The 16,614-nt window shown below is 68.2% G+C and carries 13 protein-coding genes and 1 pseudogene; 5 read left to right on the forward strand and 9 right to left on the reverse strand.

Features of this window, described 5'->3' with window-relative positions; translation table 11 throughout:
* Window positions 1-23: 23 nt before the first annotated feature.
* The 6 genes from ACW7G5_RS08715 to ACW7G5_RS08740 form a co-directional block, all read right to left on the reverse strand.
* Window positions 24-2,558 (reverse strand): MtrB/PioB family outer membrane beta-barrel protein, encoded by a 2,535-nt coding sequence (locus ACW7G5_RS08715; RefSeq protein ID WP_457003641.1) that lies wholly within the window; start codon window positions 2,556-2,558, stop codon window positions 24-26.
* A gap of 26 nt (window positions 2,559-2,584) precedes the next feature.
* Complete coding sequence (locus ACW7G5_RS08720; RefSeq protein WP_457003643.1) at window positions 2,585-3,607, reverse strand: DmsE family decaheme c-type cytochrome; 1,023 nt, start codon at window positions 3,605-3,607, stop codon at window positions 2,585-2,587.
* Between the two features lie 135 nt (window positions 3,608-3,742).
* Window positions 3,743-4,417 (reverse strand): TetR/AcrR family transcriptional regulator C-terminal domain-containing protein, encoded by a 675-nt coding sequence (locus ACW7G5_RS08725; protein ID WP_457003645.1) that lies wholly within the window; start codon window positions 4,415-4,417, stop codon window positions 3,743-3,745.
* A 25-nt stretch (window positions 4,418-4,442) separates the two neighbouring features.
* Window positions 4,443-5,111 (reverse strand): heme exporter protein CcmB, encoded by a 669-nt coding sequence (ccmB, locus tag ACW7G5_RS08730; RefSeq protein ID WP_457003986.1) that lies wholly within the window; start codon window positions 5,109-5,111, stop codon window positions 4,443-4,445.
* Complete coding sequence (gene ccmA, locus ACW7G5_RS08735) at window positions 5,111-5,755, reverse strand: heme ABC exporter ATP-binding protein CcmA (RefSeq protein WP_457003647.1); 645 nt, start codon at window positions 5,753-5,755, stop codon at window positions 5,111-5,113. The genes ccmB and ccmA overlap by 1 nt, the downstream gene beginning before the upstream one ends.
* 36 nt (window positions 5,756-5,791) lie before the next feature.
* A complete protein-coding gene (locus ACW7G5_RS08740; RefSeq protein WP_457003649.1) occupies window positions 5,792-6,277 on the reverse strand; it encodes a DUF3293 domain-containing protein in 486 nt (161 codons plus the stop codon).
* 77 nt (window positions 6,278-6,354) lie between these two features.
* Between ACW7G5_RS08740 and ACW7G5_RS08745 the strand changes: the two genes are divergently transcribed.
* Window positions 6,355-7,500, forward strand: coding sequence for a pyridoxal phosphate-dependent aminotransferase (locus ACW7G5_RS08745; protein ID WP_457003651.1), 1,146 nt, complete (start codon window positions 6,355-6,357; stop codon window positions 7,498-7,500).
* Between the two features lie 77 nt (window positions 7,501-7,577).
* Complete coding sequence (locus ACW7G5_RS08750; protein ID WP_457003653.1) at window positions 7,578-8,375, forward strand: amidohydrolase; 798 nt, start codon at window positions 7,578-7,580, stop codon at window positions 8,373-8,375.
* Between the two features lie 6 nt (window positions 8,376-8,381).
* Here the strand turns inward: ACW7G5_RS08750 and ACW7G5_RS08755 are convergent, their stop codons facing one another.
* The 3 genes and pseudogenes from ACW7G5_RS08755 to ACW7G5_RS08765 form a co-directional block, all read right to left on the reverse strand.
* Window positions 8,382-9,935: a pseudouridine synthase gene (locus tag ACW7G5_RS08755; protein ID WP_457003655.1), complete on the reverse strand. Its 1,554-nt coding sequence runs from the start codon at window positions 9,933-9,935 to the stop codon at window positions 8,382-8,384.
* Window positions 9,936-9,973: 38 nt separating this feature from the next.
* Window positions 9,974-10,714, reverse strand: a pseudogene (gene scpB, locus ACW7G5_RS08760) (SMC-Scp complex subunit ScpB); the annotation flags it as partial.
* Between the two features lie 27 nt (window positions 10,715-10,741).
* Entirely contained in the window at window positions 10,742-11,596 is an 855-nt protein-coding gene (locus ACW7G5_RS08765; RefSeq protein WP_457003657.1) for a segregation and condensation protein A, read from the reverse strand.
* Between the two features lie 426 nt (window positions 11,597-12,022).
* On the opposite strand from ACW7G5_RS08765, the gene ACW7G5_RS08770 reads away from it, so the two are divergent.
* The 3 genes from ACW7G5_RS08770 to ACW7G5_RS08780 all read left to right on the forward strand — a co-directional run bounded on the left by ACW7G5_RS08770 (window position 12,023) and on the right by ACW7G5_RS08780 (window position 16,609).
* The gene (locus ACW7G5_RS08770) at window positions 12,023-12,322 is read left to right on the forward strand and encodes a YciI family protein (RefSeq protein ID WP_457003659.1); all 300 of its coding nucleotides are present in this window, start codon (window positions 12,023-12,025) and stop codon (window positions 12,320-12,322) included.
* A gap of 135 nt (window positions 12,323-12,457) precedes the next feature.
* Window positions 12,458-13,498: a LacI family DNA-binding transcriptional regulator gene (locus ACW7G5_RS08775; protein ID WP_457003661.1), complete on the forward strand. Its 1,041-nt coding sequence runs from the start codon at window positions 12,458-12,460 to the stop codon at window positions 13,496-13,498.
* Between the two features lie 63 nt (window positions 13,499-13,561).
* Window positions 13,562-16,609: a TonB-dependent receptor gene (locus tag ACW7G5_RS08780; RefSeq protein ID WP_457003663.1), complete on the forward strand. Its 3,048-nt coding sequence runs from the start codon at window positions 13,562-13,564 to the stop codon at window positions 16,607-16,609.
* Window positions 16,610-16,614 lie beyond the last annotated feature (5 nt).

Here is a 16,614-nt window from a genome sequence, read left to right on the forward strand (position 1 = left end):
TCCGCCCATCCTCGCGCGCGCGTTCACAGCTTCACCTCCAGCAGGGCTCCGACCATGTTCACGGAATAGCTTGAAGGGCCGCTGTCGAGGTAGACGCGGTTCGCGCTCACAAGGCTCTGGTCAAGGCCAAAGTAGTGCCAGTCCGCCATGCGCCCGGTCTCGTAGGTGTCGAACAGGCGCAGGCCGACCCGTTCGCTGATCGGGATCGCCCACGACAGGGTGAAGGTGTTGGTCCGATGCACCATCGGCGCGAAGCCGTTGCCCGCGGCCGCGGCCATGGCCGGGTAGGCCAGTGCATCGGGGGAGTTGAAGCGATAGCCGGTCTGACCGCGTGAATCGGCGTAGTTCCAGCCGAGTTCGAGGTGGCTGCGGTCGAACTGGCGGCTGAAGTTGATGCCGGCGTAGTAGTTGCGCTGGTCGTCGTCGACCCACCAGCGGCCGGCGTCGATGTAGGTGTCGCCTCCAAGATCCGGGTCGTTGCCGAATGCCGCGATCTCGTTGATGTTGGCCATGCCAAGCTCGGAACGGTCGTAGCCGAGGAAGACGTTCGCCGTGGTGCGCTCGTCGGGCTGCCAGTCCCACGACAGGCTGGCGCCGAGGCTGTCGTAGTCCTGGCGGCCGAATTCGGCGTCGTAATCGTTCCAGTCGCCGCGCAGCGTGCCTGACAGCGTGTGGTTGCGCGGCAGGGCCAGGGTGGTGATCAGGGTCGCCTTGTGCTGCTTGCGGCCGCCGACGTCGTACTTGCGCAGTTCGGAAAGGGTATGCGGCCAGATGTTGCCGTCGTCGATGAATCCGGGCAGGTCCATCGAATAGGTGAAATGGTAGGGGTCGTAGTTGTAGTCGCGCCCCTCGCGATCAAGATAGGAATAGTTGGCGCGCAGGGTCACGTCCTCGATCGCGCGGCTGCTCCAGGTGAGTTTGACCAGCATGTCCTCCTGGCGCTCGACCTCGCGGTGATCGCGGTCCGTGCGCGTGAAGCCGAGTGAGGCGCCCAGGGTGTTCTTGTCGTTCACCCGCCAGTCGACGCCGAAGCTGCCCTCGAGGATGTCCTTGTCCAGCGGCAGGTTGCGGATCCGCGTGATCACGCTCGGGAACAACACCGGGTCCCAGACGCCCATTTCCAGCGGCACCGAGCTGCCCTGGGCGCCGTTTTCCGCGATGTAGCCGTACTGGCCGGTCAGCGGGTTGTAGGCGAAATAGTCGCCCTTGTAGTCCTGGCGGTGGAACTTGAGGTTGCCCTGCATGGTCACGCGCTCGGCCGGCTGCATCACCAGGCGCGCGTTGACGAGGGTGCTGTCGATGCTGAGGTCGGCGCTGCGCTGCGACAGCGCCGCGGTCGTGTTCCAGTCGGAGCAGTTGAAGGCGAACGGTGGCACGGTCAGGCCGAACTGGTCACCGCTGGCGCAGTTCATCGGCGGCAGCAGCTGGTCGTCCTGCCGCGAGGTCGAGAACGAGGCGGTCACGGAGAACTGGCCGTTGCCCTCGAGTTTGCGCGTCGCGGTTGCCTTGAGGTTGTGGTAGTCGTTCTCCGGCTCGTAGGCGAACTCCCCCACGGTCAGCGGGTAATTGCCGAAGCCCGGGACCAGCGACGGGAACGCGAACGGCACTTCATAGCTGAAGCGGCGGTTGCCGGTGCGGAACATCGAGCCGCTGTAGCCGACGTCGAAGTTCCATTCGTTGCTGGCGTAGCGCAGGCCGGCGTTGACGTTGAAGGTGCTGTCGTCGATCGGGCGCGGGGTTTCGTACACGCCACCGGAACCAGGGAAGATGAAGGCGAAGAAGAACGCGCCGCCGAACGGGCGCGCGCCCTCCCGCTGCTCGTGGCTGGCGCCGAAATAGGCGGTGAGCTGGCGGCTGAACATGTAATTGCCGGACATGCCGAACTTGTCGCGCACCACCTTGAGCACCTGCGGCATGGCAGCTGCGGAGACCGCGTCAACTTCGGCATGGGTACTGCCCGCCGGCGTCAGGCCGGGTTTCAGCGCCAGGTAATCGCTGCCAACGCCGTCCCAGATCGAACGCGCCGCGCCGCTGGTGACGTTGGGCTGGCTGCGTGCGAAAGCTTCGAGGCGGTAGTGGCCGGCGCGGCCCCAGGTCGCCTTGATGAACTGGTTGTCGGAGTTGACGCGGGCGCCGCGGATTTCGGCGTGGCTGCCGTCGGTCGGGCGGGTATACGCCAGTGCCAGGCGGGCGACCAGTCCGTCGGACCAGTTGTTGAAGCGCAGCCAGTTGGTGTTGCGCTCGTCATTGATGTCGATGTAACCGATGCCGAGGGTGCCGGAGAACAGCCAGCCGCCGGAAAGCTCTCGCGGCTGGCCGAAGTCGGGGACGCAGGGATACAGGTGGCCGCTCGGCGTACGCTTGCGCTCGGCGCTGAGCCAGCTCATGCCGTCGGCGTTGCAGCCGTACTGCGCCATGCCGTCGGGATCGATGGCGTTGCCGAGCTGCAGGTCGACGCCGACGCCGCTGTCCTGGGCAAGCGCAGGGAAGACAAGCGCGCCGAGCAGGGCAAGCCATAGCGGGTGGTGACGTGCGATGCGGCGGTTACCTGGGTTCATGTCGGACCTCCTGCGCGTCGATGCCGTTATTTGTGCAGCCGTGGACCCGAGGGATGGTTGGATCCGTGGACCTGGGAATGGCAGCTGATGCAACCGCGCGCAATCAGGCGCTCATCCGCTCCGGGCTGGCCGGCCAGCGAGGTGCCGGTGTGCAGGTCGTTCGGATGGCGCACGTGCGAGTGGCACTGCTGGCACAGGAAGGGCACCGGTGCCACCAGCAGCGCCTGCTGGTTGGAGCCGTGCGGGGTGTGGCAGTTCAGGCAGCTGTCGCGCACCGGCGCGTGCTCGAACAACATCGGCCCGCGCTTTTCGGCATGGCACTGGTAGCAGGTCTCGTTGACCGTATCGGTCTTGAGCAGGCTGGCATTGATGGTGCCGTGCGGGTTGTGGCAGTCGGCGCAGCTCATCTGGCCTTCGGGCAGCGGCATGTGCGAGCGGCGGTTGAACTGCTGGCGCACGTCCTGGTGGCAGCCGGCGCAGGTCTCGCTGATCGATGGCTTGGCCAGCAGCCCTTCGGATGAGAACTTCGCCATGGGGTTGTGGCAGTCGCTGCACGACAGATCGTTGCGCTGGTGCACCGAGCCCGCCCACTGGTCGCGCTGGCCGCCGGAGTGGCAGCCGAGGCAGCTGGCGGCCTGGGTGTCGACGTCGGTGCCTCCGTCCTTGGTGAAGGCGATGATCGAGCCCGGCGTGGTGGGCGATTCGATGTGGCGCGAGCCGCCGCCATGGCAGGACTCGCAGGTCGCCGTGCCGGGATCGGCAGCCAGGGCCGCGCTCATGCCCAAGGCGTGGACGGTATGCGCGAAGTTCGTGGTCTCCCGGGTGTGGCAGGCGGTGCAGACCGCCTCGCCCACGGCACGCGCATCCGGGCTGTCGGGATTGCGCGCGACCGGGGCGTTGGCGAAGCCCGGGGCGGCGTTGAAGCCGTGCGGCGATACCGGCTGCTCGCTTCCGAAATGCGTCGAAGGCAGGCTGCTTTTGGGAGCCTGTTGTGCCGCGACCGGTGCCAGGAAACCGGCGCCTAGCAGGACGGCCGCAGCGAGTGCCAACAGACTTCCGATGAAAACCCGCATCGCCCTCTCTCTCCCTTTGGCTGGCCCGACGTGAAATCGGCTGGCGTGTAACCGGCGTTACAGGAGTGTTGTCTGGCGTTCAGCTTTCGTCAAGCTGCACTGCACACCAACTCAGCGGGGGAGGGCGCCGCGAAGGAACATATGGGCAGCGGACCGCGCCTCGGCACGCACCGTCGAGTGATCCGCGGGCGTGCGCATGCCGTTGATGCTGCGGATGATCGTGCCGCCGAAGACCATCATGTAGAACTGGTTCGCAGCTTCCTCGGGGCATTCGACCGCCAGCGTTCCCGCCTTCGCCTGGCGGGCGAAATAATCCGCCAGGCGAGCATGCGCCGGCTCCACGCCATGCTCGAAGAACCAGTCGCGAAGCTCCGGGAAGGCGAGGCCCTCGCCGATGATGATGCGATGGCTGACGGTGCGTTCCGGCGAAAGCATTTCCACGGCGAGGCGCTCGGCGGCAGCCGGCAGCGCGTCGGCAGGCGTGAGAGCGGGATCGTCGAGGATGTCGAGGCCTTCGCCGAACGAGCGGATGCTGCGCTCCATGACCGCGTGTGCCAGGCCCTCCTTGTCGCCGAAGGCACCATAGAGCGTTGACAGCGAACCACCTGCGCGGGCCACGATGTCCGACAGGCGGGCGTTGCGGTAGCCCTTTTCCATGAAGACTTCGGTGCCCACTTCGAGGAAGCGGTCCGCGCGTACCTTCGCGCGTCCCGTCGGCCGGTCCGGCCGGGGCTTGCGGCCCGGGACCTGCGCCACATCGTCGGATGGCGGGGGCGGTGGATTCACCATGGCCTGGTTCCGGTCGCCATGCCTAGGCCAGTGCGATCCGTATCGCCGCGGCGGCGGCGAGTGGGGCCAGAACGATCGCTGCGACGAGCCCCGCGGCAAGCAGCAACAGGCCGCCCACGGGATCGAAGCCCTGGGCGGCGGCAGTGACGCTGCCGGCGCCGAACACCAGTACCGGCACGTACAGCGGCAGCGCCAGCAGCGCGACCAGGATCCCGGAGCGACGCATGCCCACGGTGAGCGCTGCGACCACCGCGCCCAGCAGCGCCAGCAATGGCGTACCCAGCGCGAGCGCGGCGAACAGCACGGGCCAGTGCGCGCGCGGCAGCGCCATGAGCTCGGCCAGCAGCGGCATCGCCAGCAGCAGAGGCAGGGCCGTGGTCAGCCAGTGCGTGGCCACGCGAACCAGAACCAGCCAGGCCAGCGGCACCGGCGCCAGCAGCCATTGTTCAAGCGAACCATCCTCGGCGTCGCTGCGGAACAGGGTGTCCAGTGCGAGCAGCCCGGAGAGCAGTACCGCCACCCACAGCGCGCCCGGTGCCACCCGCGCCAGCATTGCCCGGTCGTTGCCCAGCGCCAGCGCAAACAGCACCAGCACCAGCAGCGCGAACAGCGCCGGCTGCAGGGCATCGCCGCGCCTGCGCCACAGCAGCTGCAGGTCGCGGCTGGCAAGCGCGCGCGCGGCCGACCACATCACGACGGCCGCTCCAGCTGCAGCAGCCGGGTGCGTACGGGAGGCGCGGCATAGGCACCGTGGGTGGTGACCATGGCGCCGCCGCCTTCGCGCAGGTGGGCCTGCACCATCCGGTTCACCAGTTCGATGCCCTCGAGGTCGAGGTTGGCGTAGGGCTCGTCCATCAGCCACAGCGGCGCCGGCGACAGCCACAGCCGCGCCAGCGACAGGCGTTTGCGCTGTCCGGCCGACATCTGGCGTGCGAGTGCGTCCTCGTAACCGGCCAGGCCGACGGTCGCCATCGCATCTTCAAGCGACATGCCGGGGCGGCTGCCATGCAGGCCGCACAGGAACCGCAGGTTTTCCAGCGCGCTGAGATCGGCCTTCTGCCCGGGCAGGTGCCCGAGATAGCCGATCACCCGCGCGCGCAGCGCCGGCAGCGCGGGCTGGCCCTGGAAGCGGATCGCGCCGCCGTCGGCACGCAGCAGCCCTGCCAGCACCTTGAGCAGCGTGGTCTTGCCGGCGCCGTTCTCGCCCTGGACCAGGAGTGCCTCACCGACACCAACCTCGAAATCGACCGGGCCGAACACCGGCATCTCATTGCGCGTGAAACGCAGGGCCTGGGCGGAGAGCAGGGCGGGTGCTGGGCTGGCGGCTGGGGGCATCGTGCGGCACGGGCCGCGACGGCGACCGGAGGGTCGCTATTCTAGCCAGTCGGCCGCGGCTGCGGGCCCGGGCTGTGCCGGCCGTTTCGCCTGCATGCGCAGGCGCACCGGATCGCCGCGCAGCCACCACAGGGCGCCGAGCTGGCCGAAGCGCTGGGCGAGGGCGTCGAGTTCGTCGCTGCCGATGTCGAAGATCACCCAGCCGGGTTCGCGCCAGCTGCGGTTGGTCGCGGAGGAGAATGCGGGGAGGTGCTCCAGGCCACGCCCGGTGAGTTCGGCCTCGAGTGCGGCATCCTCGAACCGGTTGGAGGCTTCGGCGCGCGGCTGCGAAAACGGATTCCAGGCCGACAGCAGCCCGAAGCTCCGCACCTGGGGGTGGAGCAGCTCCAGCCCCGGGGCCGGCAGGCCGACGCGGATGTCGTGCCAGTCACCATCGCGCGCCCAGCGGTATTCCGCCTGCAGGTACGCGACGGCAAGGCGCTCGGCGTCGGCGTCGGAGACGGGGGGCAGGGGCTTCGACATATCCGGGATTTAACGCGAGTCGGAGGCCTGCGTAAACTCACGGCTCCACCGGCAGGCGGCCGGATGCGGAGGATGCGATGCCGGGCACCAAACTCCCGAAGGTGGGGACGACCATTTTCACTTTGATGTCGCAGCTCGCGGCGGAACACGGTGCCGTGAATCTCGGGCAGGGCTTCCCCGATTTCGAGGTCCCGGCGCGCCTGGTCGATGCCGTCGACCGCGCGATGCGCGCCGGCCACAACCAGTATCCGCCCATGACCGGCGTGGCCGCGCTGCGCGAGGCGATCGCCGACAAGACCGCGGCGCTGTACGGGTATCGCCCGGACCCGGACGCCGAGGTCACCGTGACCAGCGGCGCCACCGAGGCGATCTTCAACGCCGTCCACGCGGTGGTCCGCGCCGGCGACGAAGTGGTGGTGCTGGACCCGGCCTACGACTGCTACGAGCCGGCGATCGACCTGGCCGGCGGGCGCGCCGTGCACGTGCCGCTTGATCCGGCCACGTTCGCCCCCGACTGGGCGCGGGTGCGGGCCGCGATCGGTCCGAAGACGCGCATGCTGATCGTCAACTCGCCGCACAATCCTTCCGGCGCGATGCTGACTGCCGACGACATGGCCGAGCTTGCGGCCATCGTCGAGGACAGCGGCGTCTGGCTCATTTCCGACGAGGTCTACGAGCACATCGTCTTCGACGGCGCACGCCATGAGTCCGCGCTGCGCTATCCGGCGCTGCGCGAGCGCGCCTTCGTGGTATCGAGCTTCGGCAAGACCTACCACTGCACCGGCTGGAAGCTCGGCTACTGCATCGCGCCGCCGGGGCTGTCGCTCGAGTTCCGCAAGGTGCACCAATACAACGTGTTCTGCAGCTTCGCGCCGGCGCAGCATGCGTTCGCGGAGATGCTGCGCGAGGAACCGGAGCACCACCTCGGACTGGGCGATTTCTATCAGGCCAAGCGCGACGCGTTCCGCGAACAGCTGCTGGGCACGCGTCTGCGGCCGCTGCCGGTGCCCGGCGGTTACTTCCAGTTGGTCGACTACTCCGAAGTCAGCGATCTTGCGGACGTCGAATTCTGTCGCTGGCTGACGATCGAGCACGGCGTGGCATCGATCCCGCTGTCGCCGTTCTATGAAACCCCGCCGCCCGGGCAGCGCTTGGCGCGACTGTGCTTCGCCAAGGTGCAGCCGACGCTGGATGCGGCCATCGAACGCCTCACCCAGCTGTAGGAGCAGCTATAGCTGCGACCGCAGGCCACGTTGCGGCCATCGTCGCCCGCGGCGTCCGGGCAGACTAAGATCGCCCCATGGACAACCTGCGCATTTCCCTGGTCCAGGGCGAAACGCTCTGGCACGACCCCGCCGGCAACCGCGACTATTACGGCGGTCTGATCGCATCGCTGCGCGGCATCACCGACCTGGTGCTGCTGCCGGAAACCTTCACCAGCGGCTTCAGCAACGACGCCATCGACCAGGCCGAAGGCATGGACGGGCCGACCGTGCAGTGGATGCGCGACCAGGCGCAGGCGCTGGGCGCGGTGGTGTCGGGCAGCGTGCAGCTGCGCGTGGGCGGCGATGTCTACAACCGCATGATCTGGGCCGCGCCCGACGGCGGGCTGCAGCATTACGACAAGCGGCACCTGTTCACCTATGCGCGCGAACACGAGCGCTATGCCGCGGGTCGCGAACGCCTGGTGGTTGAACTCAGAGGCTGGAGGATCAATCCGCTGGTCTGCTACGACCTGCGCTTTCCGGTGTTTGCGCGCAACACGCTGGATGCCGAGGGTCGGCCCGCGTTCGACCTGCAGCTGTACGTGGCGAACTGGCCGGCGGCGCGCGCCTATGCCTGGAAGACGCTGCTGCGCGCGCGCGCGATCGAGAACCTGTGCTACGTGGCCGGCCTGAACCGCGTGGGGCGTGACGGCAACGGCCTGGCCTACAGCGGCGACAGCGCGGTAATCGACTTCCTAGGCGCGCCGCTCAGCGAATGCGCGGACGAGGAGGTCGTGGTGACCACGACCCTCCTTGCCGACACGCTGGCTGCCCATCGCGAACACTTCCCGGCGCTGCTTGACGGCGACGCCTTCAGCCTCGCGACCGGCTGACCTTTCTCAGGCGCCGCGTCGCCCGCCACCGCCGCCGCCGCCGCCGCCGCGGGGGCCGCGATTGCCGCCAGGACCCGCGCCTGCGGGGCGACCGCCGCCCGGGCGTCCACCCGCCGGCCGTCCAGCGCCCGGCTTGCCGCCACCGGGCCTGCCAGGGCCGCCAGGCCTGCCCGCACCGGCAGCCCCGCCGGGACGTCCAGCGCGACCTGCGCCCGGGCCACGAGGGCCGGCGCCTGGCGTTGCGTGATCGGAGGGGAACGACGGTGCCTTGCCATAGGGATTCCCCGCGCGTGCTGGTCTGCCCGCGCCACCCGGGCGTCCGCCGCCGGCCGGCTTGCGGCCGGCAGGCTTGCCTGCGCCCGGACCGGCGTTGCGGTGCCCGGTCGGGCCGGTGTCGACGCCATCGGGCACGTACCAGCTGCGGAACGCGGCCGGGTTGCCCTCGGGCAGGGCGCGCTTGTCCTTGCGCTGCTTGAGCGGATTGTTCGACTGTCGCGCGGCTGCCTCGCCCGTGACCGTGAGGCCGCCGGATGGCTTGCGCGGTCCGCCGCCACGACGGCCGCGGTCCTCGCGCACGTTGTCGAAACGCCGCAGCTCGCGGCCTTCGTCGGCCGTGCTGTGGCCGCCGACATAGCCCTGGCTGCGGTGCTCGCCACCCACTTGGACGGTGGACTTGGCCGCCCGGCGCTGGCCGATCACCGGCAGCAGGGTCAGTGCGGCCGGTGCGCCGTCCTCGAGTCCGAGCTTGCTGCGCAGGGCCTGGACCTTGTCATCCACCAGCTCCTGCGACTGCCCGCGCAGCAGCGGCTGCGGCAGCTCGACAGGTCCGTAGCGGACGCGCTTGAGGCGGCTGACCTGGCAGCCCTGCGATTCCCACAGGCGGCGCACTTCGCGGTTGCGGCCTTCCTTCAGCAGCACCTGGAACCACTCGTTGGAGTCGGTGCCGCCGATGCGCTTGATGTCATCGAACTTCGCCGGGCCGTCCTCCAGCGCGACGCCGCGCCGCAGCTGGTCGACGCTGCTTTCCGGCACGGTCTCGTGGCCTTCGGGCGCACGCACGCGGCAGACATACTCGCGCTCGATCTCGAACGAGGGGTGCATCATTGCGTTGGCCAGCTCGCCGTCGGTGGTGAGCAGCAGCAGGCCGGTGGTGTTGATGTCGAGGCGGCCGATCGCGATCCAGCGCGCGCCCTTCAGCGCGGGCAGGGAGTCGAAGATCGTGGGCCGGCCTTCGGGGTCCTCGCGCGTGGTGACTTCGCCCTCGGGCTTGTTGTAGAGCAGCACGCGCGCCGGCTCGGTCAGCGCGCTGGCAACGAAGCTGCGGCCGTCGAGGTCGACGCGGTCACCGCCGCCGATGCTCATGCCGACTTGGGCAACCTCGCCATTGACCTTGACCAGGCCCTCGGAGATTCGCTGTTCCAGCGCGCGGCGCGAGCCCAGGCCCGCCTGTGCGAGCACCTTGTGCAGGCGCTCCTCCATGCGGGGGGCTTCGGCTCCGGTGGCCGTGTCGGTGGTGCGCTTGAGCGACAGCTTGCGGCCGCCCGTCTTGTCTTCGGTCATTCCTGTTCCACTCCGATGCTGTCGCCGTCAACGGCGAGGGCATCTTCTTGTTGTGCCGCGTCTTGCGGCAGGGAGGATGCAGATTCGGTGGGGTCCACGGCGTCTGCGTCTGGTTCGGTTGGTGTTTCTGCTTCTTGTTCTTTCGTTGCTTCCGCGCCGGCACCATCGTGCCCCGCGTTGATGTCGCCGACCGGCATCGCGCCGTCTTCGTCGTTTGCTTGCGGCTCAAAGCGGAGCTGCGGCTCGAGTTCGCCGAAATCCTTCAGCTCCGACAGCGGCGGCAGTTCGTCCAGGCGCTTGAGGCCGAAGTAGTCGAGGAAGCCCTTGGTGGTGCCGAGGAGCTCGGGCCGGCCCGGCATGTCGCGGTGGCCGACTACGCGGATCCATTCGCGCTCTTCCAGCGCCTTGATGATATTGCTGTTGGTGGCCACGCCGCGGACCTGTTCGATCTCGCCGCGGGTGATCGGCTGGCGGTAGGCGATCAGCGCCAGGGTCTCGAGCGTGGCGCGGGTGTATTTCACCTGGCGCTCGGTCCACAGCCGCGCGACCCAGGCGTGGACGTCGGCCTGCACCTGGTAGCGCCAACCCGAAGCGACCTCGACCAGTTCCACGCCGCGCATCGCGGACTCTTCCCGCAGCGCCTCGAGCGCCTGTGCCACGCCACCATCCGGTGCGGGCTCGTCCAGCGGGAACAGGCCGTTGAGCTGCACCACGGTGAGTGGCTGGCTGCTGGCCAGCAGCGCGGCCTCGACGATGCGTTTGATCAGTTGTGGATCCATGTGCGTCCTGTTGCGGAATGCGGCGTGTCAGCGTGCCGCGTCGTCATTGTTCGCGGCGATGCCGTCGTCGTCGAACTCGCTGGAGAACTCCAGCGGCCGGTCGTCCTCGCGGACCAGGGCCAGCGATTTGACGTAGATCGGCCCGAGGGCTTCCTCCTGCACCACCTCGAGCAACTGCTCCTTGGCGAGCTCGAGGATCGACAGGAAGGTGACCACCACGCCCAGCCGGCCTTCGCGCGCTTCGAACAGTTGCTCGAAACGGTGGAAGGCCCCGTCCTCCAGGCGGGCGAGCAGCTCGCCCATGCGCTGGCGGACGCTCAGCGCCTCGCGCTTGATGGCGTGGCCGGTGAACAGCTCGGCGCGCTTGAGCACGTCGTGCAGGGCCATCAGCATCTCGCGCAGGTCCACCGCTGGCGGCAGCCGCACTTCGGCGCGCTCGGGGACGTGCGCGCTGGCAACGCTGGTGTCCCGGTCCAGGCGGGGAAGGGTGTCGATGTCCTCGGCCGCCTGCTTGAAGCGCTCGTATTCCTGCAGCCGGCGGACCAGGTCCGCGCGCGGGTCGTCCTCCAGGCCTTCATCCGCCGGAGGCCGCGGCAGCAGCATCCGCGACTTGATCTCGGCCAGGATCGCGGCCATGACCAGGTATTCGGCGGCCAGTTCGAATCGCAGCTCCTGCATCACGTCGATGTAGGCGACGTACTGGCGGGTGATCTCGGCCACCGGGATGTCGAGGATCTCGAGGTTCTGGCGGCGAATCAGGTACAGCAGCAGGTCGAGCGGGCCCTCGAAGGCTTCGAGGATGACCTCGAGCGCGTCCGGCGGGATGTACAGGTCCTGCGGCACCTGCAGCACTGGCTGGCCATGCACCATCGCCAGCGGCATTTCCTGCTGCAGCGGTCGGCTCCCGGACGCGGGGGCGTCGGGCGCGGATATGGCGGCGGTGTCTGAACCGGCTTGGGTCATCGGGTCGCGGCCCCCTCCGGGCCACTGGAACTGTGGGACGTCACGCACCCGGCCCCGATATGGAACCGCGGAATACGTCTGTGCAGCGAAAGCCGCGGGTAGTGCAGCCCGACCACTCCGCCCGGGCGCGACGGCAGGGCCGTGGCGGCGCGTGGTGGCAGTGAAGTCGTGGGCGGGCCGGTGGGGGCAGGACGGGCAGGGATCGCACCGCCCCTGCGTTCCGGCATCCGGAACCGCGGCTCAGGGTACGGGCAGGGAATATCGATTGTCCAGCCCGCCGATGCCGTGGCTTCATCGCCGGTTGCGGCTAGGATGGCGGCCATTGCCGCGAGTGGAGCCGGATTGATGTGGTATGCGATCGAAGGGCGTGACGGTCCCGACGTGCTGGACAGGCGCGCCACCGCGCGCGAAGCGCACCTTGCGCGCCTGCACGCGCTGCGTGACGAAGGCCGCCTGCTCGTGGCCGGCCCGTGCCCGGCGATCGATTCCGAAGATCCGGGTCCCGCCGGCTTCAGCGGCAGCATCGTGATCGCGGGCTTCGAGTCGCTCGAGGAGGCCCGGGCCTGGGCCGATGCCGATCCCTATGTCGCCGCCGGGGTCTACGAAAGCGTCGAAGTGCGCCCGTTCCGGCGCGTGCTGCCCTGAACAACGGCCGCGTGCGCACGGTTCGCTGCGCGGGCGGCCGGATTGGAAAACTGCCGTGGCGCAGCATGCGCGGCCTTTGCGGCGAGCGGATGTAAACGTTTACATTTGATCCCGTCCAGGAAAGAGTGAGGATCGATGGCGGTCACGATCAAGGACGTCGCGCGCGAATCCGGGGTGTCGGTGGCCACCGTGTCGCGCGCCATCAATGGCCACGGCAACGTTGCCGCGGCGGTGCGCGAGCGCGTGCTCCGGGTGGCGCGAGAGCTCGACTATGCCCCGCACCAGGCCGCGCGTGCCCTCAGCAGCCGGCGCACGCACACCGTGGGCGTGGTGCTTCCCGACCTGCACGGGGAGTTCTTCTCCGAGCTGATCCGCGGCATTGGCCAGGTGGCGCGCGCCAACGGCCTGCACCTGCTGGTATCCAGCGACCATGGCGACCCGACGGAGCAGGGCGCGGCGCTGCAGGCGATGCGTGGCCGCGTCGACGGCGTGCTGGTGATGGCGCCGACCGACGAAGGCTCGCGATTCCTGGCCGGTCACCTCACGCCGGCGCTGCCCGCCGTGTTGATCAACACCGTAGACCCCGGAGGCACGCGGCCGGGCGTGGGCGTGGACGGCTATGGCGGCGCGCGCACCATGGTCCGGCACCTGGTTGCCGGCGGCCGTCGCCGGATCGCCTTCGTTTCCGGCCCCGCGGACAACCATGATGCCCGCGAACGCCGGCGCGGCTACGAGGACGAACTGGCCGCCAGCCTTCCCGGCAGCACGCCCCACGTGCTGGCAGGGGACTTCAGTGAGGCGTCCGGGCTCCGTGCTTCCGGCCAACTGCTCGCCGGAGGCTGCCGTCCCGACGCCGTGTTCGCAGCCAATGACGCAATGGCGGTCGGCTGCATGCGCGGACTCGTCGATGCCGGCGTGGAGGTGCCTGCTGACATTGCGCTTGCAGGCTTCGACGATATCCCGTTGGCACGCCATGTCCAGCCCGCGCTCACCACGATGCGGGTGGACATCGCCGAACTTGGGGGCAGGGCGCTGGAGACGCTGATCGGGCGTCTGCAGACGGGTTCCGCGGCCACGGCTGCGGCACCGCCACCGGCAGCGCTCTCGCCCAGCCTCGTAGTGCGCGCGTCCACCGGGACCACGCGTATTCACACCGCTGCCCGTGACAGTTCCTGAACATCCGGAGACGGCCGCGATCCCCGGCCGCCCATCGTGAGACCGCCCTGGGAGGGGACACGCATGAAATCGAACCACAACCATCCGCGGAGCCGACACCCGGTCCTTTCACCGAGGCGCAGCCTGCTGTGCTGCGCGCTTGCGGCCGCGATGTTGCTGTCCGCGCCGGCCATGGCCCAATCGACCGGCGCCACGCTGCGCGGCCAGGTCCTGGTCGATTCGGCTCCCGCGACCGAAGCCACGGTGACGGCCACCAATACCGCGACGGGCCTGACGCGCAGCGTGCAGGCCAGCAACGGCAGCTACAGCCTGGGCGGCCTGCCGCCGGGTCCGTACCGGGTCGACGTGGTCGCCGGTGGCGAGGCCAGCAGCCAGGAAGTGTCCCTGCGCATTGGCCAGACAGCGACGCTGGACCTGCGCGCCGGTGGCCTGGCCGAAGCCGCCCCCTCCGGCGAGGCGACGGAGTTCGACACCGTCGTCGTCACCGCCCCGCCCATGATTGAAACGCGCACCTCCGAAGTCGCGACCTACGTCTCGCAGCGGCAGATCGAGGCGCTCCCCCAGGCGTCGCGCAACTTCCTCGCCTTTGCCGACACCGTGCCGGGCATGATTTTCGAAACCGGCTCCGATGGCTCCAGCAAGTTGCGCGGCGGATCCCAGAGTTCGAATGGCATCAACGTCTTCATCGACGGCGTGGGCCAGAAAAACTATGTGCTGAAGGGCGGTGTCAGCGGCCAGGATTCCACCAGCGGCAACCCGTTCCCGCAGCTTGCGATCGGCGAGTACAAGGTCATCACCTCGAACTACAAGGCCGAGTACGACCAGATCAGCAGCGCCGCCATCACCGCGGTGACGCGCTCGGGCGGCAACGAGTTCGAAGGCAGCTTCTTCCGGGACTACACCTCCGACACCTGGCGCTCGAAGACCCTGCGCGAGGAGGCGGACGGCGCGAAGGTTCCCTCGAGCGAGGAGCAGTACGGCGTCGCGTTCAGCGGTCCGATCATCCAGGACCGGCTGTTCTTCTTCGTCACCTACGAAGCCAAGGAAATCGAGCGCCCGCGCGACGTTCGCATCGGCGACACGGCGTTCAATCCCGCGCACCTGACGCCGGAGCTCGCGGCCAACCTCGGGTCGTACACCGCCCCGTTCCAGCAGGACATGTACTTCGGCAAGCTCACCTGGTACGTCAACGACGACCACATGGTCGACCTGTCGGTCAGGCGCCGCGACGAAGAGGAGCTGCAGGGGATCGGCGACGGCCCGAACACACCTTCGTACGGCACCAGCAAGACCAACGACAGCACCCGCATCGACTTGCGCTGGCAGTGGACCGGTGACAGCTGGATCAACGATTTCCACCTGACGTCCGAGGATGATTTCTGGAGTCCGCGCCCGATCACCATCGGCCCGGGCCTGGACATCCGCAACACACTGGTCAACGAGGACGGCAGCACCATCCTCAACCTTGGGGGCGGCCGCGATTACCAGAACAAGGGACAGAAGGGCTATTCGCTGCAGAACGATTTCACGTTCACCGGATTCGAGGCGCACACGCTCAAGGCAGGCATCAAGCTGAAGTCGGTGGATGTCGAATCACTGGAGCAGCTGCCCTACAACGCCCAGTACCGGATGGACTACTACGAAAACCTGGAGGCGGGACGCACCAGTGTCGATGCGTTCGTGCCCTGGCAAGTGGAATTTGGCGCGCCACTTGGCGGCGAGGACCGCGCGGTGAGGTCGAACAACAGGCAGTTCGGCATCTACCTGCAGGACGACTGGCAGGTGAACGACAAGCTGATACTCAACATGGGCCTCCGCTACGACTACGAGGAAACGCCGGCGTTCGAGGACTTCGTCACTCCCGCGGATCTTGCGGCCGCGCTCAGGGCATGGCCCAATCTGCAGGGCCCGAACGTGGATTACGACATCGAGGATTACATCAGCAACGGCCGCAACCGGAAGCCGGACAAGGACAACTGGGCGCCGCGGCTGGGATTCTCGTATGACCTCTTTGCCGACCAGCGCCACGTGCTGTTCGGCGGTGTCGGGCGGTCCTATGACCGCACTCTGTTCGACTACCTCGCGCTGGAACAGACCAAGAACACCTTTCCCGGCTACACCTATTTCTTCAATACCCCGGACCATGACTGCTCGGCAGCCGGACCGACCTGCCTGGAATGGGATCCGTCCTACTACGATATCCAGAACCTCTACGCCTTGGTCGCGGACAGTCCCAACCTGGGCGCCGAGGTCAACCTGATCAACAACGATCTGGAGACGCCGTACTCGGACCAGCTCAGCGTCGGCATCCGCAACAGCTTCACGCTGGGCGGCCATGACTGGAACACGTCGACCACGTTGTCCCATGTGCGCAGCTACGAGGGCATCCTGTTCACCCTGGGCAACCGCTGGCCGGACGGCAGCTTCCGCGACCCCGCCAATCCGGATGCGACCTGGGGCGGCCAGCCCTGGGGCCAGCCGATCCCGGGCTACGGCACGCTGGTCATCGCCGACAACGGCATCGAGACGAAGTTGAACTCGCTGCTGTTCTCGCTCGACAAACCATTCAGCCGTGATTCGCCCTGGGGCGTGACCGTTGCGTACACCTACAGCGACGCGAAGGAGAACCGCTTCAATACGGCCAATGGGGACGAGCACTACCTTTTCGATGGTCCCGGCCTGGACGGCCAGCGGTTCCTGACGGCGGTCGGCGTGCCCAGGCACCGCCTGGTCGCGACCGGCATCGCGGAGTGGGCCGGAGTCACCTTCTCCAGCAAGCTGACGTTGGCGAGCCCGTCGCCAAAGGATTCGGTCAACTGCTACAACGTCGACGCTCCCGGCAACTGCTACTTCGACGAGTTCATCCCGGATGGTTCGATCGGCTTCAAGCAGTTCGATGTCGCCATACAGAAGGTGTGGGAGACCGGGACCGACATCAGGTTCCGTGTCCGTGGCGACTTCATCAACGTGTTCAACTGGCAGAACTACCTCGACTACAACACGAGCCGCGGCGACCCGGGGAATCCGAACCCGGAATTCGGTCGGCGCAGCGGCAACGGCACCGTGTGGCCGCCGAGGATGTTCAAGCTGTCCCTTGGCTTCGACTGGTAGGAGCC

It is taken from the genome of Luteimonas sp. A501 (assembly GCF_054052085.1).

What these genes read in the sequence shown, in the direction of transcription:
- ACW7G5_RS08715 (WP_457003641.1), bottom strand. Translation starts at nt 2,558, where the DNA reads ATGAACCCAGGTAACCGCCGCATCGCACGTCACCACCCGCTATGGCTT.
- ccmB (WP_457003986.1), bottom strand. Translation starts at nt 5,111, where the DNA reads ATGTGGTCGGCCGCGCGCGCGCTTGCCAGCCGCGACCTGCAGCTGCTG.
- ccmA (WP_457003647.1), bottom strand. Translation starts at nt 5,755, where the DNA reads ATGCCCCCAGCCGCCAGCCCAGCACCCGCCCTGCTCTCCGCCCAGGCC.
- ACW7G5_RS08740 (WP_457003649.1), bottom strand. Translation starts at nt 6,277, where the DNA reads ATGTCGAAGCCCCTGCCCCCCGTCTCCGACGCCGACGCCGAGCGCCTT.
- ACW7G5_RS08745 (WP_457003651.1), top strand. Translation starts at nt 6,355, where the DNA reads ATGCCGGGCACCAAACTCCCGAAGGTGGGGACGACCATTTTCACTTTG.
- ACW7G5_RS08750 (WP_457003653.1), top strand. Translation starts at nt 7,578, where the DNA reads ATGGACAACCTGCGCATTTCCCTGGTCCAGGGCGAAACGCTCTGGCAC.
- ACW7G5_RS08755 (WP_457003655.1), bottom strand. Translation starts at nt 9,935, where the DNA reads ATGACCGAAGACAAGACGGGCGGCCGCAAGCTGTCGCTCAAGCGCACC.
- ACW7G5_RS08765 (WP_457003657.1), bottom strand. Translation starts at nt 11,596, where the DNA reads ATGCCGCTGGCGATGGTGCATGGCCAGCCAGTGCTGCAGGTGCCGCAG.
- ACW7G5_RS08770 (WP_457003659.1), top strand. Translation starts at nt 12,023, where the DNA reads ATGTGGTATGCGATCGAAGGGCGTGACGGTCCCGACGTGCTGGACAGG.
- ACW7G5_RS08775 (WP_457003661.1), top strand. Translation starts at nt 12,458, where the DNA reads ATGGCGGTCACGATCAAGGACGTCGCGCGCGAATCCGGGGTGTCGGTG.
- ACW7G5_RS08780 (WP_457003663.1), top strand. Translation starts at nt 13,562, where the DNA reads ATGAAATCGAACCACAACCATCCGCGGAGCCGACACCCGGTCCTTTCA.